Raw genomic sequence first — 23,451 nt, forward strand, 5'->3', positions numbered from 1 at the left:
TCAGGCTAATGTTCAGCGCTATGCTGATTCTGTGCATGAGCTTGTGCGGCAGACTGTATCTCCTGTAGTTGCACTAAGCTTTGATCATAAGGGATCACTTCATTCATTTTTTGTTGTAAAAAGAAGTTAATTACCGGTAATAGCTGAATTGCCTGATCGATGCGCGGATCGCTGCCTTTACTATAAGCGCCGATAGAAATTAAATCTTTGTTTTGCTGATAGAGCGAATACACTTGTTTTAATTGACGGGCTAATTCCTGGTGCTCCTCACTGGTCACCATAGGCATTACCCGACTAATAGACGCTTCAATATCCACCGCTGGATAATGTCCCGCCTCGGATAATTCTCGTGACAACACCACATGACCATCTAATATCGCTCGCGCCGCATCAGCTATAGGGTCTTGCAGATCGTCACCTTCGGTTAACACAGTAAAAAATGCGGTGATCGAGCCTTGTCCATCACCACCATTACCCGCACGTTCAACCAACTGCGGTAATTTAGAAAATACTGACGGCGGATACCCCTTAGTCGCTGGTGGCTCACCAACCGCTAACGCAATTTCCCGCTGTGCCTGTGCGTAACGGGTAACAGAATCAATAAGCAATAAAACATTTAATCCCTGGTCACGAAAATACTCACTAATTTGCACTGCAGTTTCACAACCTTTTAAGCGCATCAGCGGTGAATTATCAGCAGGCGCCGCTACCACTACAGAGCGTGCTCGCCCCTGCTCACCTAAAATTTCTTCGATAAATTCTTTTACTTCCCGTCCACGTTCACCCACTAAACCAACCACAATCACATCCGCAGTCGTCCCTCGGGTCATCATGCCCATTAAGACACTTTTACCAACTCCTGAACCAGCAAAAAGTCCCATACGTTGTCCCTGTCCTATAGTCAAAAAACTGTTAATTGACCTGACACCAACATCTAAAGGCTCTGAAATCGCACGCCGAGCTAATGGGTTTATCGGTTTACTGTTGTACTGATAATCTTCTGCATGCTTAATCGGTCCTTTGCCATCGAGCGGTTTACCAACACCATCAACCACTCGGCCTAATAAATCCATCGATAAAGGCAACCGGGTTTTCGTTGCTAACGGCACGACTCGGGCGCCAGGCAAAACGCCCTGCAAACTTTGTTCTGGCATTAAAAAAGTAATTTCATTCGAAAAGCCAACGACTTCGGCGATCAGATCCCCGTGCGCCGTTTCCACCAGACACTGACTACCAACATGCGCTTTAACACCAACCGCTTCTAGTGTCAGACCAACCACACGCACTAAACGACCAGCAACAGACACTCTATGAGGGTGAATAAACTGCTGGCAATTTGTTAATCGTTGATTAATTCGTTGAACATCGATCATCAGTGTTTTGACACTTTACAAAAAATTTATTGATGTAATGCATCTTGCAAAAATGAGTCCAAGACTTCTCGGATACGAGATTTTATCGAGAGATCGATATTGGAAGTGCTATTTTCAATTTGACAGCTACCGCGATCCAGTTGCGGTGCAGCCATTAGCCGCCATCCCTGCTCCTCAACATATTCTGAGGTAAACTGTTGTTCAACTAATTTAATATCTTCAGGGTGCAGTAATATTTGTGTTTGCACATCATGGCTCGGCAAGGCTTTCATTCCGGCAGAAATGGCCGAAATTAAAATAGCCGGATTGGTTTTCGCTTCTTCTAAGGTAATGGCTTCAGTAAGCTGTACCACTAAATGCAATAACTGTTGTTCAATATTTTGCTCAACTTGAGCTAAAGGCTGATGTAACTGCTCAGTTAATGTCTGCCATTGTTGCGCTAATTGTTCAATAGTCGCTTGACCTTCCGCCAGTCCGGCTTCTACTCCTTCTTGATGGCCAAGTTTCACACCTTCTTCATGGCCAGATTTTTTCCCTTCGTCAAACCCTGTGGCAAAGCCTTCTTCTTTACCCTGATTAAAACCTTCATCATAAGCGGCCTGACGAATTTGTTCGATCTCATCCGCAGTTAACGGCACGATTTCTTCTTCAACTTCTTCGGGAGGCTCATAACGCCAGGTTGGTTTTTTACCTAACGCATTAGTCGCAACATCAGATTCGTCAATTTCCTGCTCAACGGATGGTAAAGACCAGACATCAAGCTCATCTTGTTCAGCAACCTTAACTATCTTGTCGGTTTGATTAACAGAGTTAAAATTTTTCATATCAGCTAAATTTTAGGCTAACGAGCTTATAAGAACTCATCGCCGCCACCTGCGCCACCAAGCATAATTTCACCTGCGTCAGAAAGTCGACGCGCAACCGAAAGAATTTCTTTTTGCGCCGCTTCCACTTCACTGATACGTACAGGTCCCATGGCTTCCAGATCATCTTCCATCATTTCAGCCGCTCGTTTCGACATATTGCTCATGATCTTATCTTTCAGCGTATCATCGGCACCTTTTATCGCTTTCATCAAGGCATCTTGTTGCACTTCACGCAATATCGCCTGAATACCACGATCATCAACATCGGCAAGGTTTTCAAAGACAAACATCAAGTCTTGGATTTGCTGACTCATTTCTTCATCATGTTCACGGATAGAATCCATCAACATACCTTCAATATTGGTATCCAGATAGTTCATAATATCAGCAGCAGCTTTCAAGCCGCCCATTTTCGCTGCTTGTGCCCCGGCTTGACCGGCAAATTGTTTTTCCATAATCTCATTCAACTCTTGTAGTGCGGCAGGTTGTACTTCTTCCAGATTAGCAATGCGCATCATTAAATCTAAGCGCGTTTTCTCGGCAAACTGACTCATGATCTCAGCCGATTGTTCCGGCTCTAAGTATGACAGGACGATAGTTTGGATCTGTGGATGCTCATTACGAATGATATTAGCCACTTGCTTAGAGTCCATCCATTTCAAGGAATCTAGGCCTTTAGCGCCACCACCCATAACGATTTGATCGATAAGGTTACCCGCTTTATCTTCACCTAATGCCGCGGTTAATGCTTTACGAACAAACTCTTCACTTTGGAAACCTATGGTACTAAAGTTTTGAATTTCATTAATAAATAGCTTATGGACAGCGGTGATTTTTTCTTGAGTAAAATCCTCCATCGCCGCCATGATCATCCCAACCTGCTGTACCTGCTTAGGTTCAAGATGTTTTAAGATTTGTGCAGCATCTTCTTCAGATAAGCTCAGCAATAAAATTGCCGCTTTTTCTGAGCCATCAAGTTTATCGACATCAAAACCTGATTTGATTGGTGCTAATTCTTGGGATTCATCACTCATCTTCGTTCAACCAACTTTTCACTACTTGCGAGGACAATTCAGGTTCATTTGCCACGAGTGCACGAACCGCTTTCAATACGTCTTCATCACGGTGCAGATCCGGTAACTGTAAGCTACCATCCGGCGCAAAACCAACGGAACCTGCATCAAAGTCTGATGTTAACATATCCATGGTTTCATCACCTAGATCAATATGAGTATCCAGTGATTTATCACCATAATCTGACGGCGTTTGATCTGGGTAAATTAAACGTTTCAACATTGGACGTACCACAGACAAGATTAGGATAATGATCACTAAACCGCCCACCCCCAACTTTGACATTTTGAAAAACCAGGGTTGTTGATAAAGCGGCAATTCAACTACATCATCCACTTCAACACGTGAAAATGGCAGAGTGACAACTTCTAGCGCATCGCCACGTTGCAAGTCAAAACCTATGCTGCCTTGTAGTAACCGGCGAATATTCGCTAGCTCTGCTGCGCTTCGCGGTACTTGAGTTATAGTAGATTGACCATCTTCTGCACCATCAGGTGCCGGCGTCGTTTGACTTAAATAATCTAGAGCGACGGAAACACTAATACGACGAATGACTCCAGTTTGTTGTTTTGTATAACTGATCGCTTCATCTAATTCATAATTTTTTGTCGACTCTAAATGCTTGCGGCTCGGCATGGTTTTTCGACCATTTGCCCCAACTGCATTTTCAGGAATGTTTGAATCCAGTGGCGGTTGATTTGTTAACGCGCCCGGGATACCACCAACAGAACCGCCAAGCGAGGTATCTTCCACTTTCATTTCACTGCGCAGTGCAGGTAAATCGGGATTATAACGGCGTTGGGTTTCTTCGGTGTTAGTGAAATCCATAGTAACGTCAACTTGCGCGGTATAATTACCTAAGCCAACGACTGGGATCAAAATACTATCAATTTTCTCCATGTACTCGGTTTCACGTTTTTGTTCGATCTCAAATTCTTTACGTGAGCGCGATGAAATAGAATCTTGTGAACCAGAATTGAGCAAACGACCATTTTGATCGGTTACAGTAACGCGATTAGGATCTAACCCTTGCACAGCAGAAGCAACAATATCAACAACAGAATCAACTTCTTCTTCTGAAAGTAGACGCCCTTTACGTAGCGTTAATACTACTGTAGCCGATGGATTCTTCTCTCTCTTGGCAAAAACATTGTCACGCGGAATGGCTAATAGTACCCGAGCCCTGCTCACCGTTTTTAACTCTTCAATAGTACGGGATAATTGTTGCTCACGGGAATGCTTTAAGCGTTCTCTTTCTAAACGCTGACTAACTCCGAAGCCCATATCCTGCATAATGATTTCATTACCCGCTTCAGGTTCATCAGTTAAACCTTCACGCGCTAATAACAAACGAATATCCTGATATTCTTCCGATGGTACCGAAATGGTATTGTTTTCCTGACGATACTCAACCTTATTGGCGTCAAGAAAATCCATGGTTTTAATCAACTGCTCGGTCGGCAGCTTAGTTAAATAACGATATTCTGGCTGGTTTGCCCATAAAATCACAAACACAGCAATGGCTAAACATATTGCCAAGGCCATGATCAAGGTTAGCTGACGCAGTACATCGACATTGCCAAGTGCTGAGGAAAAACCCGACTTTTGATCTTCGATTTGACTGTCAACATTGTCGCTGGCCACAAGATCTGATCCGCTATCAGGGGCTGCTAATGCTGTATTACTGGTATCGGCCACTTAACTTCTCCGCTTAATAATTGCGTTACTACGTCAATAAAATTATCGGTACTTATACCGGCATACTCATGATTTCTTTATAAGCTTCAACAAACTTATTACGCACCTGAACTGTAGCATCAAAAGCAATACCAGCTTTCGCGGCGGTCACCATAGTATCAGCCAATGTGACACTACGATCTCCCATTTCGAAGGCATTACGTTTATCTTTCGCTGCCATTTGAGCGTCATTAACCGAGCCTATTGCCTGTTTCAACATACTACCAAAATCATTAGTAGATGAGTTAACCGGACTGACATTATTCTCAACGGGTGAAGTACGATTGCCCATGGCTTCAAGTTGCATACTTTGCATTTGGGCATACAATGAGTTTGTTTTGATATCCATGAGCTTTCTCGCTTGTGTCAATTTATTGAGTAACTAACTAATACAGTAATTAAAGCAAGCTCAGTGCCAAGAAGTAAATTTTTTACCACCACATTAACACTTTGAATAATAAGAATTAAAAAACAATACAAGACAAAAAATAAAAGGCATGACGAAAAATCAGCCAACCCTAGGGTTGACTGATATCAATATTAGAAAATATAGTTAGGCTGGTATTTGAATGCCGCTATCGCGCATTCTAGCAATTTTATACCTTAAGGTACGAGGACTGATCCCTAAACGTTCCGCCACTGCTTTACGGCTTCCATGACAGGCCTGCAGCGTATCTAAAATAATTTGATGTTCCTGCATTTTTAGTTCACTGCCCAGCTTATCTTCTGCCCTCTCAATCCCTCCAACTTCAGCAACACTTGGCGTGTCGAAATTTTCGATTAGTAAATCACTGGCATCAATCTTTTGTTCACTATGTAAAATCAATGCTCGCTGAATAACATTGTCTAACTCCCGCACATTTCCCGGCCACTGATAAGTGGTTAACTTATTACGCGCCGCCGCGGTTAATTCTGGAATCGCTTCGCCACTTTTTTGACATAAGCGTTCAATTAAATGTTTCGCTAACGGCACAATATCATCAGGGCGCTGCGCTAAAGGTAACCAGGTTAACGGAAAGACATTTAAGCGATAATATAAATCTTCGCGGAAAACCCCTTCAGTAACAGCTTCTTTTAAATCACGGTTACTAGTAGCGATAACTCGCACATCTAAGGCGATGGTTTTACGGCCAGCCAAGCGTTCTACTTCACGCTCTTGTAATACCCGTAAAATTTTTGCCTGCAGACCTAAGTCCATTTCGGTGATTTCATCGAGTAAAATAGTACCGCCCTGTGCTTGTTCAAATTTTCCAGGACAAGCCTGAATAGCACCGGTAAATGCCCCTTTTTCATAACCAAATAAAGTAGCTTCCAGCATATTTTCAGGAATAGCTGCACAATTTATCGCAACAAAAGGTTTGTCTGCACGAACAGAATGATAATGAACATACTGCGCCAGCACTTCCTTGCCTGAGCCACTCGGGCCAAGTACCATGACAGAAGCATCGGTTGTCGCCACTTTTTTCGCCAAATTTAGTAACTCAACACTTCGAGCATCGGCAACCACAGGCTCGTAACTTTCAGATGTTTGCATTGGCACATACTGGTTAACCATGTTAAGCAAGACTTCAGGAGCAAAAGGTTTCGCCATATAGTTACAAGCTCCATCTTTCATCGCCTGAACCGCATCATCAATGGTGCCGTACGCCGTCATGATCAATACCGGCAGATTGGGATAGCTCGATTTAATGCTTTTCAATAAACTAAGCCCGGACATACCGCCCATCTGAACATCGCTAACCACTAAATCAACTAATTGATTTTTTAATAGCAATAAAGCCGATTCACCAGATTCAGCTTCAACGCATTGATAACCCGCTAATTTCAACGTATCGATTAAGGCTTCACGTAAGCCTGCATCATCTTCAACCACTAAGATTTTACTTTGACTCATCAGTATGCTCCTGTGATGGTTTAACTTCAGTTGACGGTTTTTCGCTCATAAGCAGCGGCAATTTGATACAAAAATGTGCGCCTTCATGCGCTTTACTCAACAAATAAACATCACCTTGATGTGCTTGTGCAACCGACTTAACAACAGCAAGACCTAAACCTGTGCCTTGTACCCGAGAGGTATAAAATGGTTCAAAAATTTTTGCTGCCAGCTCATTACTGATCCCTGGCCCATTGTCTTTCACACTGACATAGGCGAAGTTATCACGGCAATATGCGGAAATATCGATGACCGCACCTGTCTTTATCACTTGCAAACTGTTGTGAATTAAATTTTGGATTGCTCCAGTGAGCGCATTTTGATTACCCAGCACATGACAATCATCCGGGCACGTTTGAATATTAATTTTTGCATCCGCTTGCGCCGCTAACGCTTCCAAACCATCAGTTGATGACTGGACAATTTCATTCACGGATAGAGGGGAAACCACTTGCTGCTTACCGCTTTTAGCAAATAACAGCATGTCGTTGACTTGCTGCTCTAGATCATGAAGGCGTGACATCAGTTTCTCCTGAAAATTATCACGCTCCTGTGACTGCAACTTTTTACTTTTTAAGTTCGCACCATAAAGCATGGCTGCTGAGAGCGGTGTACGAATTTGATGTGCTAATTTACTCACCATTTGTCCTAACGATGACAAACGTTGTAATTGGCTTAACTTATCTTGCAATAATCGGGTTTCGGTAAGATCTGTGATCATAATAAGCTGCCCTGGCTGATCAACTAATGCGCTGATTTCCAGCTTCACTCTTCGACCATCATTTAGGGAAACTTCGTGCCAGTCATCTGCCCGTGGCTTAAACGAGCGACGGATCACGTCATACCAAGGCTGACCCAAAATCGGTTCATTAAGTAACTGGCTGGCTATTTTATTGATTTTAACAACCACACCATCACCGTCGAGCATTATCATACCCGTTGGCATCACATCGATAAGCTTTTCTAACTGGTTTGATTGCTGACGAAGTAGTGCCAACTCACCCTGATAAGATTCTTGTTCGAGTACCAGACGATTGTCCCGGTATGACTGTTCAATAAACTCAAAAGTTGCCTGGCGAAATAGGTGACTATTTTCGCCTGCTGATTTGGAACTTTCTGTTGATTGATTAGAATAGGCAACAACCATAATGCTTTACTCGATTACTAATAACAATCTAGTTAAAGCAGCTTTTATGCCAATAGTATTTTTATATAAATTACAAAGCGTTAAATGTATAAAGTATGTTGTCAATAAATTGTCTTTATTGACTTTTTATCAAAACTTAACAATTAACTTACGCTATTTTTACCATTCATCAGACGAGGTTAATCCGACTTTTGCATATTATATTTACGCATTTTTTCAACCAGTGTTGTACGGCGCATACCAAGTAATTCAGCTGAACGCGCCACGACCCAGTCATTCTTTTCCAGTGCCTGAGTGATCAAAGACACTTCCAGATCTGCCAGATATTCTTTTAAATTGAGTCCTTGCTCTGGCAATTTATCGACCTGATTTGCCTGCTGCTCTTCACTGTTTTTATCATCTGCGAATGAGTCATCTTCTTCATAGTCATAGTCAAATCCAGCGAACAACTCATTAATAGCTTCCCGCTCTTGCAACTCTTCTGGGTATTCCGGTGTATACTCTTCAACATCAATATGCCGATATTTACGTGGCAATTCGCTAACATTGACCACCTGTTCACCGTACATAATGATCATTCGTTCAATAAGGTTTGATAACTCGCGGACATTCCCAGACCAAGGGTGCTCCTGCAACGAGGCAATTGCCTGCTCGGTAAAACGAACAGAATGTCCCTGATCATGTTCAAAGCGTGAAATCAGCTCCTGTAATAATAACGGAATATCGTCTTTTCGCTCGCGAAGAGCTGGCGTTTCAATCGGAAAGACATTTAACCGATAATATAAATCTTCACGAAAGCCACCCTCTTTGATCATCTCTTCCAAGTTCTGGTGAGTCGCGGCAATCACGCGGACATCAGCCTTAATACTCTTAGCTCCACCAATTCGTTCAAAAGTGCGCTCTTGCAATACTCGTAGTAACTTAACTTGCATTGGCTGCGGCATATCACCGATTTCATCGAGAAATAAAGTCCCGCCTTCTGCTAATTCAAAACGCCCTTTGCGAGTAGAAATAGCACCGGTAAATGCGCCTTTTTCATGGCCAAATAATTCACTTTCCAATAAATCTGGTGGTATTGCGCCACAATTGACTGGTACAAACGGTGCCTTACTGCGGTTTGATAGATTATGAATATTACGAGCGACAACTTCTTTACCCGTACCTGATTCGCCTAGGATTAAGACATTGGCATTCGTTGATGCTACTTGCTCAATTAAAAACCGTACGTGCTGCATCGGTTCACTACTGCCCACTAGTGAACGAAATAATACTTTATTACTGGCATGGCCGCCTTTTTTATGCGGCAACTTATTATGGTATTGATGGCAATGATGCACTATTTCTGTTAATTGCGCGTAGTTGAGCGGCGTCGAGATCTCACCAATCACATTGATATAATCTTCAACAGCATTTTTATCAAATACATCATGTAAAATAAAAGGACAAGCCGGGTTAGCTTTCACTAAACGCACTAAATGTTCGGACAGCTGGCCACAAATAATAACAGTCAGCGTATTGCTGTATTTTTGAAACGTCTCATCAATTTCATCTTCTGCGCAAGTATAAAAATGCTCACCAATAAAAGATAATACCGTTTCCATTTGCTGACGCCTGGCAACGTCATTATCAACTACAAGAATATGTTTTTGGCCATGCATAATTCTTTGATAAACCTATAAGTTCTTCAGATACTATCTTTGATTGTATCTGGGAACAGGAATTTATCAACAAATTTTTGACGCTTACTGTCATATGTTTGACAGTAAAAACCAAACTAACCATTATCATTCACCTAAAAAGTTAAAAACTGCTTATTGATTGAGCCAAATAAGTCAATTAAATAACAATAATTTACATAGTTTAGTATCTTTCTATATACTTGATTTAAATAGATTGGTTTAAAAACAAATTAACTGGAACAGCTTTTGCTTTTCTAATTATCAAACACTAGCCGATGAGAATAGTACTATGGCATCTATGTTCGACAATAAAAGTATCCTTATTACAGGTGGTACTGGTTCATTTGGTAAAAAATATGTCGAAACACTACTAAATACCTGTAGTCCCCGAAAAATCATCATTTATTCTCGAGATGAACTTAAACAGTTTGAAATGCAGCAGGTCTATAACGCACCTTGTATGCGCTATTTTATCGGTGATGTTCGTGATAAAGAGCGCTTAAATAGGGCGATGAGAGGAGTGGACTTTATTATCCATGCTGCCGCCATGAAACAAGTACCAGCGGCAGAATACAATCCCATGGAGTGTGTAAAAACGAATATTAATGGCGCAGAAAATGTCATTGATGCTGCTTTAAATAATAATGTTGAAAAAGTTATCGCTCTTTCTACCGACAAAGCGGCGAACCCGGTAAATTTATATGGAGCAACAAAATTAGCATCAGACAAAATTTTTGTCGCCGCAAATAATATTTCTGGTGGGCATCGTACTAAATTTTCCGTAGTTCGCTATGGAAATGTTGTCGGCTCTAGAGGTTCTGTATTGCCATTCTTTGAGAAGCTAATAACAGAAAACACTGATCATTTACCTATTACGCATCAGGAAATGACTCGATTCTGGATAAGTTTACAACAAGGGGTTGATTTTGTTTTAAAGAACTTCGAACGTATGTTTGGTGGTGAGATTTTTGTCCCTAAAATTCCATCAATCAATATTGTAGATTTGGCAAAAGCCATTGCCCCTAATTTACCACATAAAATTATTGGTATTAGACCCGGTGAAAAATTACATGAAGTAATGTGCCCTGCAGATGATTCGTACCATACATACGAATATGAAGATCATTTTGTTATTGCCCCAACCATTATATTTTCCAGCCGAAGTAATGACTTTACTGTTAATGCAATAAATGAAAAGGGTAAACCCGTTGTTCACGGTTTTGAATACAACTCTAAATCAAATAACCATTACCTCTCTATAGATGAAATTAAAGCATTTAACCAAGAGGCTTGTTTGTAAGCAATGAATAAGGTTATTCCTTATGGTAGACAAAATATTTCGAGTGACGATATTGAAGCTGTCATCGAAGTACTACATTCAGATTATCTCACTCAGGGTCCGCTAGTACCTAAATTCGAACAAAAAGTAGCGCAATATTGCCAGGCTAGTATGGCTGTAGCTGTAAACAGTGCAACATCAGCACTGCATATAGCGTGCTTAGCACTTGGTGTAAAGGCTGAAGATAACGTTTGGACTTCACCAATCTCTTTTGTAGCCTCTGCCAATTGCGCACTGTATTGTGGAGCAAACATAGACTTTGTAGATATCGATGTTAACACGGGTAATATGTCGATAACGGCTCTCGCCAAAAAATTAGCAATTGCGAAGTTAAATAACTGTTTACCGAAAGTGGTGATACCCGTCCATTTAGCTGGACAATCTTGCGATATGCAAGCTATCGCTGAACTCGCTAAACAGTATGATTTTGCCATAATCGAAGATGCATCACATGCTATTGGTGCAAAATATCAAAACCTTCCAGTTGGCAATTGCTTATACAGTGATATTTGCGTCTTTAGCTTTCATCCAGTAAAAATTGTTACCAGCGCAGAAGGAGGTATGGCACTCACTAATCAGCCCAAACTAGCAAAACACTTACGACAATATCGAAGTCATGGCATAGTAACTGAGCCTAGCCTGTTTACCGAGCCAAGTCATGGCCCTTGGTACTATCAACAACAAACGCTTGGCTTTAACTATAGAATGACTGAGTTGCAGGCGGCATTAGGAATTAGTCAATTAAATCGTTTAGATGATTTTGTTGCAAAACGAAATGAATTAGCAAAAACATATGACCAAGCTTTCTCAAAAACAGTTTTAGATAGCTTGTATCAGAATATAGAGACTTACTCTTCATATCATTTATATGTTATACAACTCCCTTATAATTGTGCCAATATACATAAGAAAATTTTTACTTCATTAAGGGAAAAAGGCATATTTTCACAAGTACATTATATCCCTATTCATATGCAACCTTATTATCAACAACTAGGCTTTTCTTTTGGTGATTTCCCAAATGCAGAGCAATATTACCTAAATTCAATTTCAATACCGCTTTACCCTGATTTGACCTCTCAAGAACAGCAATATGTTATCGATACCTTACTAGCCTTACTAGAGAATTAGTATGCAATTAGCCCTAGGAACTGCACAGTTTGGTCTAGATTACGGGATTTCAAATCAACAAGGCAAAGTAGAGCAATCAGCAGTAAAAGCAATTTTAGCGTATGCTCTACAACAAGGTATTCACACGCTAGATACAGCGATAGCTTATGGCAATAGTGAGCATGTACTTGGCAAAAACATTCAACATCCTGAATACTTTAATATAATTAGTAAGTTATCTGTTACTGACCTAACTGATAAAGAACTCACAGACCAAGTCAAGCAGAGCTGTCAGCGACTAAACAGCCCTTCATTATACGGCTTACTCCTACACAATGCAGATGAACTAACAGGCAAAGATGCAAAGCAAAATTACCAAAAACTGTTAAATTTAAAAACATTAGGGTTTTGTCATAAAATTGGAGTTTCAGTCTACAACCCGGAGCAGCTACTGACAATTTTAGAAAATTTCAACGTAGATTTAGTGCAAGTCCCATGTAATATTCTCGATCAACGTTTTCTTGCCACCCCCATTCAACAAAAACTTGAAAAATACAACATTGAAGTACACGCCCGTTCACTTTTTCTACAAGGCTTACTTTTAATGAATAGAGAGTCTTTACCCCTCTATTTCCATCAGTTTCAGTATGAATTAGAACGTTTCTACCTGTATTGTCAGCAACATCAATATAGCCCCATAGAGGCTTGCTTAAGTTTTGCTATGATGCAAAAAGCTATTGATTACTGGGTTGTCGGAATCACTGAGCTTAATCAACTAAAAGAAATAACCAAAACAATTAAAGAGTTAAAAAGCTCCCCTTTAAGCGAAAATAGCAACAAACAACTTGCATCAATTGCCACGAACCAACTAAATTTAATTAACCCTAGCTATTGGTCAACCAGTTAAAATGAGTATCAATATTATTTTACAAGCACGTATGAGCTCGACGCGCTTACCAGGCAAAGTGCTTAAACCAATTTTAGGTGTTCCGATGCTTGCTCACCAGCTTGCACGATTAAAACAACTAAAAACGATTAACGACATTATAGTCGCAACCAGTATAGAACCAGATGATGATGCTATTGAGCAACTTTGTCTTGATTTAAAAATTAACTGTTTTCGGGGAAGCTTAAGTAACGTACTCGAACGTTACTACCAAGCCCATTTGCAATTTCCAAGTGAGCATGTCATTCGAATTACAGGTGATTGCCCTGTTATTGATGTTAACATTATCAACAAAGTCATTAACTTACACATGTCGACTCATGCTGACTATACATCCAATTGCATACCAGCTACGTTACCCGATGGTTTGGATGTTGAAATTTTTACGGCCAAAGCGCTAAAAGTTGCGAGAAATAATGCCATTAGCCCGATAGAATTTGAACATGTGACAACCTATTTTAGAAACCACGCAGAACAATTTAATTACCAAAACTACACTCACCCTACAGATTACTCGCACCTGCGCTGGACAGTTGATGAGCCAGAAGACTTTGAGTTGATTCAACAATTTTTTCAATATTTATCCCCTAAAAAACCTTATTTTGACCTTAATGACATCCTCGCATTACTGACAGAACATCCTGAGCTCAATCAAATAAACAGTAAATTTAAACGCAATGAAGGTTTAAAAAAGTCACAATTAGCCGATAACTTAATATCGAAACAACAGAAGTAAAGCCATGGCAAACAGATATCAAAAATCTATAGACTTACTTAAACAAGCGGAAAAAACAATTCCTCTTGGCTCACAAACCTTTAGTAAAAGTAAATTTTCCTACCCAGAAGGCGCATCCCCACTATTTATCGAGCGAGCTAACGGCTGTCATGCTTGGGACGTTGACGGTAACCTTTATATTGATTTTGTTAGTGGCTTACTCTCCGTTTCTTTAGGTTTTTGCGATCCTGATATTGATGCCGCTGTTATCAAACAAATAAAATCAGGCGTCACTTTTTCGTTACCCCATAAACTAGAAATGGAGCTAGCTGAATTAATTGTAGAACTAGTCCCTTGTGCTGAAATGGTACGTTTTGGCAAAAATGGCAGTGATGCAACATCTGCTGCGATTCGCCTTGCAAGAGCCTATACAGGCCGCGAACATGTCGCTGTTTGTGGTTACCACGGCTGGCAAGATTGGTATATAGGTTCAACCACTAGAGATTTAGGCGTGCCAGAAGCGACCAAAGCACTTACGCATAAATTTGAATTTAATAATATCGCTTCATTAGAAAAGCTATTTTCCAAGCAATCAGAACAACTTGCTGCTGTTATCATGGAGCCGATGAATATCGCCTATCCTGAAGATAATTTTTTAGCAAAGGTCAAAGAGTTGTGCCATCAGCATGGTACTTTACTTATTTTTGATGAAACCATAACAGGCTTTCGTTTTGCTTTAGGTGGTGCACAAGCCCTATTTAATGTGACACCAGACCTTGCAACTTTAGGTAAAGGTATGGCAAACGGCTACCCACTGTCCGTAGTTACTGGCCGCAAAGATATCATGGCTTTTATGGAAGATATTTTTTTCTCAGGTACTTTTGCTGGAGAAACGCTTTCACTTGCTGCAGCTAAAACCACTATAGATAAAATGAGAACAAACAACGTCTTAACACATATCCATCAGTTGGGAGAGTATTTAAAAAGTCAACTTTGTAAACTTATCGATGAACTCAATGCGAATGAATGGCTATCGGTTACTGGTCACCCAGCTTGGTCTTTCTTACATATTACCGATTATGGTAACTACTCTGCGCTACAGTTAAAATCACTATTGTTACAAGAAATGGCTGCACGAGGCATTTTGCTCGGAGGTGGTCATAACCTTAATTTTGCTCATCAGAAAGAAGACATTGATGCGCTACTTAACGCTTATCAAGAAGTACTTTCATTGATTAAAAGCACGGTTAAACATGAAAACTTTGAGCACGTTTTTCATGGTAAGCTACTTGAGCCTGTGTTTAAGGTTAGGTAATAATGAAAATAGCTTTTCGTGTTGATGCATCAAATGTTATAGGTATAGGCCATGTTATGCGTTGCTTAACGTTGGCCAAAGCATTAACAGAACGTGGCGCTGAAATTTGCTTTATCTCTAGAATCCTTACAGGTCATATCTTCGCTGATATAATCGCTGCTGGTTATCAAGTATATCCTTTACCAAAGCCGAGAAAAAAAATAATTAAGTCAGATACATCTACTTGGTTAGGAGAGTCATTCGACACGGAAATAGAACAAATTAGTCCTTACTTTACTACTTCTTCAATAAAAAGTAACAAAGTTGATTTATTGATTGTTGATCACTACGCAATTGATAAGTATTGGCACCAAGCAATGCGGCCTTACTGTCAAAAGCTAATGGTCATTGATGACCTCGCAAACCGTGAATACGATTGTGATATATTGTTAGATCAAACATTAAACCGACAAGCGACTAGTTATAAAAATCTAGTGCCAAATCATTGCCTATTGATGTTAGGGCAAGCGTATATGTTACTTAGAGAAGAGTTTTCTCTGTGGCGAGAGCAAGCTCAAATAAAAAGAAAAAAGGCAAATCTAACAACCTCCAGCATTTTACTTATGCTAGGTGGTAGTGATCCATTAAAAATGGTGACTGAGACATTATCAGCTTTTGGACGATTACAAAAAGAAGGAAAAAATTCCAGCTTAACCATCATATTACCAAGTAATATTCAATTTTCTGATCGTGTTCATGAAAAAATTAAGGGTATAACTAATATCCAATTGATTATTGGATCTGACAACGTTGCTGAACTTATGTATCAAGCAGACATAGCTATTGGTAGTTGTGGTTCAGTTTCTTGGGAGCGTTGTAGTCTTGGTTTACCAACTCTTTCAATAGTCACGGCTGAAAATCAAATAACATTAAACCAAGAATTAAATAAGCAAAATGCTGTTTTAACAACGGGGTTAATTGATGAAATAAATGCTACACGTATTTATCAAAATTTAATGGTACTACTCAATGATAATACTCTGTATCAACAATTAAGTAGAAACGCTTTCACTTGCTGTGATGCTAATGGTTCAAGGCGAGTTACGCCAATACTCATTGGGTTAAATCAAGAACTAACGTTAAGACCTGCAACGGCACTTGATAAAGAACTACTATTCTCTTGGCAACGTCAAGAAAGTATTCGTCAATATTCAAATACCCCAAAGCCACCAAGTTGGCATGAGCATTCCTTATGGTTTGATAAATGTATACTCGATAAAAATAAAGAGCTATTTATATTAACACTAGCCAACCAGCAAGCTGTTGGCATGATACGTTTAGATAAATCTACACCAATTGAGGTAAAGTCAACTAAACCTACTCATACGATTTCAATTATTATCGATCCACAATTCCAAGGAAAAAAACTTGGGCTTTTAGCACTAAAAACGTTAATAAAGCAAAAACCCAATAGCTATTTTTTAGCGCAGGTGCACCCAGAAAATGTGCCATCCAATAAATTATTTTTATTGGCTGGCTTTACAAAAATATCAACAGATATGTACCAACATTCAACGTAAAGTGGATGCTATATTATATATGCTTAAACATTCAGAATTGAGACAAGAACTATCTATGGAAATAGAAATAGATGGCCGAAAAATAGGCCCTAATTATCCACCTTATATCATTGCAGAATTGTCGGCTAATCATAACGGTGATATTAAAAAAGCACTTAAAGCTATCGAAGTTGCAGCTCAAACAGGTGTTGATGCAATAAAAATCCAAAGCTATACAGCAGATACTATGACCATTAAAAGCGATCAGCCCGACTTTCAAATAACTGGTGGCTTATGGGATGGCTATTCTCTATATGACCTATATAAATGGGCGGAGACTCCTTATGAGTGGCATAAAGCAATTTTTGAAAAAGCAAAACAAGTTGGCATAACATTATTTTCGACGCCTTTTGATGAAACTGCTGTTGATTTGCTCGAAGAGTTAAATGCACCAGCATATAAAATAGCCTCTTTTGAAATTACAGATTTACCATTGATTGAAAAAGTAGCCCAAACAGGCAAGCCAATAATTATGTCAACAGGGATGGCAAACATAGAAGAAATTGATGAAGCAATTGCAACTGCAAAAAGCAATGGTTGTCAACAACTTGTCGTTCTTCATTGCATTAGCGGGTATCCAACGCCATATGAACAAGCTAATTTAGCCACAATTCCAGATCTTGCTAAACGCTTTGACATATTGGTTGGACTCTCAGATCATACCGTAGAAACAACAGTATCGGTGACCTCGATTGCTTTAGGCGCGTGTGTAATTGAAAAACATTTTACACTTAATAAAAACGAGCCCAGTCCAGACGTAGAATTCTCTTTAGATCCCATAGAATTTAAACAGCTAGTAAAAGAAACTAAAATTGCTTATGCCGCTATAGGCCATGCAGGCTATGAATGTAAAACTGCGGAGCTTGATAACCGAAAATTTCGTCGTTCCTTGTATTTTGTACAACCTATTAGAAAAGGCGAAACAATTACAAGTAAACATGTTAAACGTATTCGTCCTGGTTTTGGTTTAGCACCTAAACATTTAAAAAGTATTCTAGGTAAAACTGTAAACTGTAATATCTCAGCCGGCACAGCTGTTAATTGGAAGCTAATTAATCATGACATCTAATATCTACTTGATAAACTGTAGCAAAAGACCTTCTTTTGGCTTTGAAGTCACTTTGTATTTCATTAAAATAAACTCCCTAAAACGATAACAAGCTGGCATATATTTAGCTTAAATAATGTGAGGAAGTATGTTATTGACGCGAATTAAACTATGATAAAAATTATCGACAAACAGATCTCAGAGATTTATCTACAAGAGATTACATTAGATGATATTTCTTCAACTTACGTAGATTGGTTGAACGACTCGTCAATAAACCAATTTCTTGAAACTCGATTTCAAAAACAAGATATCACTTCGATAACCCAGTTTGTAACAAACATTATAAATTCAGACAAAGAGTTTTTATTTACCATTAGACTCAAAAAAACAGGCCATCATATCGGTAATATTAAAATAGGCCCTATTTATTTTCACCATGGGATAGGAGATGTAAGCTTATTCATTGGCGATAAAAACTTCTGGGGTTTGGGCTTCGCTAATAAAGCAATTAAGCTCATTAGCCAATACGCTTTTGAACAATTAAAGCTAAGAAAACTTATGGCCTATTCATATAAATCAAATATTGCAAGTATAAAAGCATTTTTGAAAGCTGGCTATCTCCAAGAAGGAGTCAGGAAGCTACATTATATCGATAATAATGGTATCCCAAATGACCTTATAGAATTATGCTACTTTAATTCTCAATATGATAAGAGTTACCTTAATGATTTGTTTATAGAAAAAACTAGTGACAAAGATAATTAGCTAAATTTTCACCTAGCCTGAGGCAGCGATAAAAATGAGCAGTACAGAAAATAAATTAAACAAGCCAGACATTCTAGATTGCACACTTAGAGATGGAAGTTATGAAATTGACTTTCAATTTTCTTATGATGATACAGTGACTATCGCCGCCGCCTTGGACAAATCAGGGATAAAATTAATCGAAGTTGGGCACGGTATTGGTTTAGGTGCTTCAGAAGCAGGGTTGGGAGTTGCTGCTGATACTGATGAAAATTATATGAAAGCGGCAGCCACAGCTATTAGCTCCGCAAAATGGGGCATGTTTTGTATACCTGGAATAGCAAATTTGGCTCATTTAAATATAGCGAAAGACTATGGCATGGATTTTATTCGCATAGGGACAAACGTTGATGACTATAAAAAAGCGTACCCTTTTATTGAAAAAGCTAAAGCATTAGGAATGACAGTATGCTCTAACTTTATGAAATCTTATACTTCTGAGCCAAGTGATTTTGCAGAAATAGCACACGATGCATCAGAAAAAGGCAGTGATTTTATATATATAGTTGATTCTGCTGGAGGCATGTTACCACAAGAATTAAAAAATTATATTCATATAATAAAAGGTAAGTTTCCAAATATAAAGCTAGGTTTCCATGGTCATAACAACCTAGGTTTGGGAATGGCAAACAGCTTAATTGCACAAGAAAATGGAGTCGAGTTGATTGATACATCACTTCAAGGCTTTGGTCGCAGCGCAGGTAATACAGCCACTGAACATTTTATTTGCGCTTTAATGCGTAAAGGCATACTACTCGACATAGATCCCATTGAACTAATGACAATAGGAGAAAAACATATTAAACCCCTTATTCAAAAAAGAGGGTTATCTTCAATTGATATTACCTCTGGCTTAGGGCAATTTCACTCCAGTTATATGCCAATAATTACCGATGTAGCCAAAAAATACCGTGTTGACCCAAGAAGATTGATTATTGCCGTATGCCAACATGACCAATTAAATGCTCCTAAACCATTAGTGGAGAAAGTAGCTTCCTTATTACAAAAGCAAGATTCTACATCCAAGTGGCAGCCACTTTATCAGCACTATGCAATTAATGAGCAGGGAGAGTATTAATGATTGAAAAGCTCTCCAAGCATTTTTCTCATAATAACCAAAATATAGCTATCCAAAGTGACACTGAAACTCTTTGTTATGCTCAATTAACAAAGCTAGTTAACGGCTTAGTTATTCAATGGCGACAACAAGGCCTTAAACCAAATGATATCATTGCCGTAGAACTAGAGAATAGCCTAGATTTTATTCTTTGCTACTTAGCGGCTTTATGGGGTGGCTATACAATTGTCCCTGTAAATTCAGAACTTCCTGATAGGGACAAAGAATATATTATTGATATCACAAAACCTAAATTACATATCAAAGCTGCGCCTTCAAGAACCACCAGCGAAATAAATATCTCTCCAGTGATATCAAAAACTTACTTAATAGCATTTACTTCAGGTACTACATCAAAACCTAAAGGGATATGCCATCACATAAATTCCTTACTAACTAGTGCTGAAGAATTCAATGAGGCAACAGGAATTAATCAGACTTGTCGGATGATACATTGCTTACCCATGGGATATATGGCAGGTTTTCTAAATACTATTCTCTGCCCATTACTTACCGGAGGCTGTGTAGTAATTTGCCCACAATTTAATGCGCTAACCGCCTTAACGTTTTGGAAAAGTGCAATACAATTATCAGGAAATACTCTTTGGTTAACTCCAACAATGCTGATGCTTTTAAATAGATTAGGCGCATCTCAAGAAACCAAAGCTTGGATAAACGACAATATTTCAAATACATTTGTCGGTACAGCTCCACTACCGTTAGCTGTAAAAAATAAATTTGAGCAAATTTTCGGTGTGAATTGCTATGAAAGCTATGGTATGACTGAGATTTTATTTATCAGTACCAATAGTAAATACACAAAAGAAAAAAAAGGCTCTGTCGGTAAGTTGTTAGCAAATAACACTGTGCGTATTTCCCCTATTTCAACGACATTAGATGAAAATGATGAAGGATTAATTTATATAAAGTCCAATACCATTTACACCCAAATTATTACTGATGAAGAATTATCCGAAAATAACATGTCAGCATTATTTGAAACCGGTGATATAGGCAAGGTTGATGAAGATGGATACCTATATATTACGGGTAGAAAAAAAGACATTATCATCAGTGGTGGTAAAAACCTTAGTGTAAGAGCCATTGAAGAAACTATCTATAATATTAAAGGGGTTCAAGAGGTCGCAGTTATCGGTGAGCATAACGAACTTTGGGGAGAGATTGCCGTAGCGTTTATTGTATCTAACAACCCCATTGATAAACAACAGGTTATAAAACACTGCGAGCATCATTTAATCAAAGAGGCCGTCCCAAAAAAATTCATAAGTATATCGGCTTTACCAAAATCCAGCACTGGCAAAATCCAAAAACAACTTCTTAAAGAAAAGCTAACAGACGGTGTTTTATGATATTAGGCATTTCACATATTATTAGTGTTAATTCCAACACACCTAACGCTGAAGTTATTTTTAGAGAAACTATCACTAACCCTAGTAACAAGCTTCTGTGGATGAATAGCAACAGTAAAATTCACACATTAACACTTTTCAATAGTCACCCTTACCAATTTGAAGATATTCAATATAGTGACAACATCATCCCTAAAGGAGTTGGAAGATTCCTACTTGTTGATAAAAAATTAAGCCTGTTCACCAATGATATAAAAGCAGAAGTAGATTTTTGGGTAAATCAATTGGGATTTAAATTCGACAAGACATTAAAGTTAGTCAGACCTATTAGTAACTGGAATATGGAACTTACATTAGAATATAATGAATTTTTACCGCCTTCATATTTAGATTCTAAAGGTCTCACTTGTATTGCTTTTTTATCAAAAGATGTGGCAGGTTTTCGTGAAAAGATGGTAAGAAATGGTAATCAAGTTACGGAGCTTTTTACCGTAAACATCAACAATAAAACATTAACTATATTCATCGCAAAAACTCCAACAGGAGCTTATTGTGAATTTATAGAGGTACAAGATGAGTAAAATAATAGATTTAACCATGACAATAAAGGAAGGCATGCAAACATTTGCTGCCCACTGGCACCCATTTGTAGAAATTACCCAATTAGGACGCCATGGTATAGAAAATCGAGAGACGAGAAAGCTCACTCTAGGTACGCACACGGGTACACACATAGATGCTCCTCGCCATTTTATTCCTGAGGGGGAAACAGTAGAGCAAATAGACATGGATAGGCTTATCGGCAAAGCCGCTGTTTTAGACTTTTCTGAACTTGATGACTTTGTAGAAATATCAAAGGAAATGCTAAAAGAAAAAGTTAATAACCGTACTATTGAAAAATTAATATTTCGCTTTGATTGGCATAAAAGACTTGGTACTAACGCTTACTATTCTGACCACCCTTATCTATCTGAAGATGCATGTCAATGGTTAGTCATGCAAGGATGTAAACTCATAGCGTTAGACACTCCTCAGCCAGACAATCCAAAAAATCACAGAATGGCCCCCAAAGACGCACCTAACCACAAAATATTACTTGGAGCTGGCGTCATTATTGTTGAGTATTTAATAGACTTGGACAAAATAGTTCAACCAGAAGTTTCTCTATATGTTGCACCACTAAAAATTGAAAATGGAGATGGAGCACCGGCTCGCTGCTTTGTTATTGAGGATATTGACTGTGGATAAAGTTATTCAATGGCTCACAGATTACTTTGCCACTAAAGTTGAATTACCAGCTGACTATCTAACGATGAATTATTTTGAGTCAGGTTTTATTGATTCAATGGATGTCATTTTTTTAATAAACGACATTGAACTTGAGTTTGACATCACTTTAACTGAAGAGCACTTTCAGGATAGACGCTTTGCAACCATACAAGGTCTTTCTGAAATCATCTTTTCAACGATAAATACATAAAAAACGACATTATGAATATATAAAATGCATGATTATACCCAACAAGATATTTCTAATGCGTTAAAAAATATAGGTATTTCCAAAGGTGATATTCTATTTTCACATAGTAACGTTGGCTTTTTTGGCATTCCAAAAGGGCTGCGTTCACACGAAAACATCTTTAATACCTTGCTTGATGGGGTATTTGATGTAATAGGAGCAGAAGGAACATTAGTCGTACCAACATTTACCTATTCACACTCAAATGGACTACCTTTCGATGTTGATAACACTCCTTCTACTTGCGGTTTTTTCACTGAAATGCTTAGAAAACATCCAGGTGCATGCCGCTCTTTAGATGCTAACATTTCGGTGGCTGCAATTGGACAAAAGGCAATGGAATTAACGCAAAATTTGCCTCAAAACAGTTATGGCGAAGACTCATTTTTTGATCGATTTTACAAAGCAAATGGTATTATCTGTAATTTCAATTTTGACGCTGGTTCAACTTTTATTCACTATGTAGAAAGATGCCTAAAGGTTCCTTACAGGTACGATAAAACCTTCGAAGGAATGGTTATTCAACAAGGCAAGATTTTTAATAAAAAGTCAATAATATGGGTAAGAGACTTAGAATTAAAAAATAGCGAAGCCAACTTTGAAAAATTTAACTCTCTAGCAGTTAACACACTAAAATATAAAAAATGTAACGTGGGAAGAGGAATGATTGGTGCAATTTCAGCTAAAGATACCTTTGAGCTTATAAAACAAAACATAAAATCATCTCCCAACCTATTATTACAAAAAACAACATAGGA

The 23,451-nt window shown here is 38.7% G+C and carries 22 protein-coding genes; 14 read left to right on the top strand and 8 right to left on the bottom strand.

Annotated features, from left to right (window positions below; all coding sequences use genetic code 11):
• Nucleotides 1–5: 5 nt before the first annotated feature.
• The 8 genes from fliI to QQK06_RS04845 form a co-directional block, all read right to left on the bottom strand.
• Nucleotides 6–1,373 (bottom strand): flagellar protein export ATPase FliI, encoded by a 1,368-nt coding sequence (fliI, locus tag QQK06_RS04810; RefSeq protein ID WP_284243492.1) that lies wholly within the window; start codon nucleotides 1,371–1,373, stop codon nucleotides 6–8.
• Between the two features lie 26 nt (nucleotides 1,374–1,399).
• Nucleotides 1,400–2,197 carry a flagellar assembly protein FliH gene (gene fliH / locus QQK06_RS04815; RefSeq protein WP_284243493.1) on the bottom strand — a complete coding sequence of 266 codons (798 nt, stop codon included), beginning with the start codon at nucleotides 2,195–2,197 and terminating at the stop codon, nucleotides 1,400–1,402.
• A 26-nt stretch (nucleotides 2,198–2,223) separates the two neighbouring features.
• Entirely contained in the window at nucleotides 2,224–3,273 is a 1,050-nt protein-coding gene (fliG, locus tag QQK06_RS04820; RefSeq protein ID WP_284243494.1) for a flagellar motor switch protein FliG, read from the bottom strand.
• Nucleotides 3,266–5,011 (bottom strand): flagellar basal-body MS-ring/collar protein FliF, encoded by a 1,746-nt coding sequence (fliF, locus tag QQK06_RS04825; protein WP_431313635.1) that lies wholly within the window; start codon nucleotides 5,009–5,011, stop codon nucleotides 3,266–3,268. Before fliF ends, fliG begins: the two co-directional genes overlap by 8 nt.
• 52 nt (nucleotides 5,012–5,063) lie before the next feature.
• Nucleotides 5,064–5,399 carry a flagellar hook-basal body complex protein FliE gene (fliE, locus tag QQK06_RS04830; RefSeq protein WP_284243495.1) on the bottom strand — a complete coding sequence of 112 codons (336 nt, stop codon included), beginning with the start codon at nucleotides 5,397–5,399 and terminating at the stop codon, nucleotides 5,064–5,066.
• A gap of 204 nt (nucleotides 5,400–5,603) precedes the next feature.
• Nucleotides 5,604–6,944 carry a sigma-54-dependent transcriptional regulator gene (locus QQK06_RS04835; RefSeq protein ID WP_284243496.1) on the bottom strand — a complete coding sequence of 447 codons (1,341 nt, stop codon included), beginning with the start codon at nucleotides 6,942–6,944 and terminating at the stop codon, nucleotides 5,604–5,606.
• Nucleotides 6,931–8,130 carry a sensor histidine kinase gene (locus tag QQK06_RS04840; protein WP_284243497.1) on the bottom strand — a complete coding sequence of 400 codons (1,200 nt, stop codon included), beginning with the start codon at nucleotides 8,128–8,130 and terminating at the stop codon, nucleotides 6,931–6,933. The genes QQK06_RS04835 and QQK06_RS04840 overlap by 14 nt, the downstream gene beginning before the upstream one ends.
• Nucleotides 8,131–8,309: 179 nt before the next feature.
• A complete protein-coding gene (locus QQK06_RS04845; RefSeq protein ID WP_284243499.1) occupies nucleotides 8,310–9,788 on the bottom strand; it encodes a sigma-54 dependent transcriptional regulator in 1,479 nt (492 codons plus the stop codon).
• A gap of 319 nt (nucleotides 9,789–10,107) precedes the next feature.
• Here QQK06_RS04845 and pseB point away from each other — a divergent pair, with 319 nt between their 5' ends.
• From pseB to QQK06_RS04915, 14 genes are all read left to right on the top strand, one after another.
• Nucleotides 10,108–11,109 carry a UDP-N-acetylglucosamine 4,6-dehydratase (inverting) gene (pseB, locus tag QQK06_RS04850; protein ID WP_284246576.1) on the top strand — a complete coding sequence of 334 codons (1,002 nt, stop codon included), beginning with the start codon at nucleotides 10,108–10,110 and terminating at the stop codon, nucleotides 11,107–11,109.
• Between the two features lie 3 nt (nucleotides 11,110–11,112).
• Complete coding sequence (pseC, locus tag QQK06_RS04855) at nucleotides 11,113–12,279, top strand: UDP-4-amino-4,6-dideoxy-N-acetyl-beta-L-altrosamine transaminase (RefSeq protein WP_284243500.1); 1,167 nt, start codon at nucleotides 11,113–11,115, stop codon at nucleotides 12,277–12,279.
• 1 nt (nucleotide 12,280) lies between these two features.
• Nucleotides 12,281–13,165 (top strand): aldo/keto reductase, encoded by an 885-nt coding sequence (locus QQK06_RS04860; RefSeq protein ID WP_284243501.1) that lies wholly within the window; start codon nucleotides 12,281–12,283, stop codon nucleotides 13,163–13,165.
• A 1-nt stretch (nucleotide 13,166) separates the two neighbouring features.
• On the top strand, nucleotides 13,167–13,940 hold the full coding sequence (locus QQK06_RS04865; RefSeq protein ID WP_284243503.1) for a cytidylyltransferase domain-containing protein: 774 nt from the start codon (nucleotides 13,167–13,169) through the stop codon (nucleotides 13,938–13,940).
• A gap of 4 nt (nucleotides 13,941–13,944) precedes the next feature.
• Nucleotides 13,945–15,234, top strand: a complete 1,290-nt coding sequence (locus QQK06_RS04870; RefSeq protein ID WP_284243504.1) for an aspartate aminotransferase family protein — start codon at nucleotides 13,945–13,947, stop codon at nucleotides 15,232–15,234.
• 2 nt (nucleotides 15,235–15,236) lie between these two features.
• Entirely contained in the window at nucleotides 15,237–16,793 is a 1,557-nt protein-coding gene (gene pseG, locus QQK06_RS04875) for a UDP-2,4-diacetamido-2,4,6-trideoxy-beta-L-altropyranose hydrolase (protein WP_284243505.1), read from the top strand.
• A gap of 55 nt (nucleotides 16,794–16,848) precedes the next feature.
• On the top strand, nucleotides 16,849–17,901 hold the full coding sequence (pseI, locus tag QQK06_RS04880; RefSeq protein WP_284243506.1) for a pseudaminic acid synthase: 1,053 nt from the start codon (nucleotides 16,849–16,851) through the stop codon (nucleotides 17,899–17,901).
• Nucleotides 17,902–18,051: 150 nt separating this feature from the next.
• Nucleotides 18,052–18,648 carry a GNAT family N-acetyltransferase gene (locus QQK06_RS04885; protein WP_284243508.1) on the top strand — a complete coding sequence of 199 codons (597 nt, stop codon included), beginning with the start codon at nucleotides 18,052–18,054 and terminating at the stop codon, nucleotides 18,646–18,648.
• Nucleotides 18,649–18,682: 34 nt separating this feature from the next.
• Nucleotides 18,683–19,765 (top strand): 4-hydroxy-2-oxovalerate aldolase, encoded by a 1,083-nt coding sequence (locus tag QQK06_RS04890; protein WP_284243509.1) that lies wholly within the window; start codon nucleotides 18,683–18,685, stop codon nucleotides 19,763–19,765.
• On the top strand, nucleotides 19,765–21,174 hold the full coding sequence (locus QQK06_RS04895; RefSeq protein WP_284243510.1) for a class I adenylate-forming enzyme family protein: 1,410 nt from the start codon (nucleotides 19,765–19,767) through the stop codon (nucleotides 21,172–21,174). Before QQK06_RS04890 ends, QQK06_RS04895 begins: the two co-directional genes overlap by 1 nt.
• On the top strand, nucleotides 21,171–21,755 hold the full coding sequence (locus tag QQK06_RS04900; RefSeq protein WP_284243511.1) for a hypothetical protein: 585 nt from the start codon (nucleotides 21,171–21,173) through the stop codon (nucleotides 21,753–21,755). The genes QQK06_RS04895 and QQK06_RS04900 overlap by 4 nt, the downstream gene beginning before the upstream one ends.
• Entirely contained in the window at nucleotides 21,748–22,422 is a 675-nt protein-coding gene (locus QQK06_RS04905; protein ID WP_284243512.1) for a cyclase family protein, read from the top strand. The genes QQK06_RS04900 and QQK06_RS04905 overlap by 8 nt, the downstream gene beginning before the upstream one ends.
• The gene (locus QQK06_RS04910) at nucleotides 22,415–22,654 is read left to right on the top strand and encodes an acyl carrier protein (protein ID WP_284243513.1); all 240 of its coding nucleotides are present in this window, start codon (nucleotides 22,415–22,417) and stop codon (nucleotides 22,652–22,654) included. The genes QQK06_RS04905 and QQK06_RS04910 overlap by 8 nt, the downstream gene beginning before the upstream one ends.
• A gap of 24 nt (nucleotides 22,655–22,678) precedes the next feature.
• The gene (locus QQK06_RS04915) at nucleotides 22,679–23,449 is read left to right on the top strand and encodes an AAC(3) family N-acetyltransferase (RefSeq protein ID WP_284243514.1); all 771 of its coding nucleotides are present in this window, start codon (nucleotides 22,679–22,681) and stop codon (nucleotides 23,447–23,449) included.
• Nucleotides 23,450–23,451 lie beyond the last annotated feature (2 nt).

This window comes from Thalassotalea insulae (assembly GCF_030161395.1).
Classification (GTDB): domain Bacteria; phylum Pseudomonadota; class Gammaproteobacteria; order Enterobacterales; family Alteromonadaceae; genus Thalassotalea_E; species Thalassotalea_E insulae.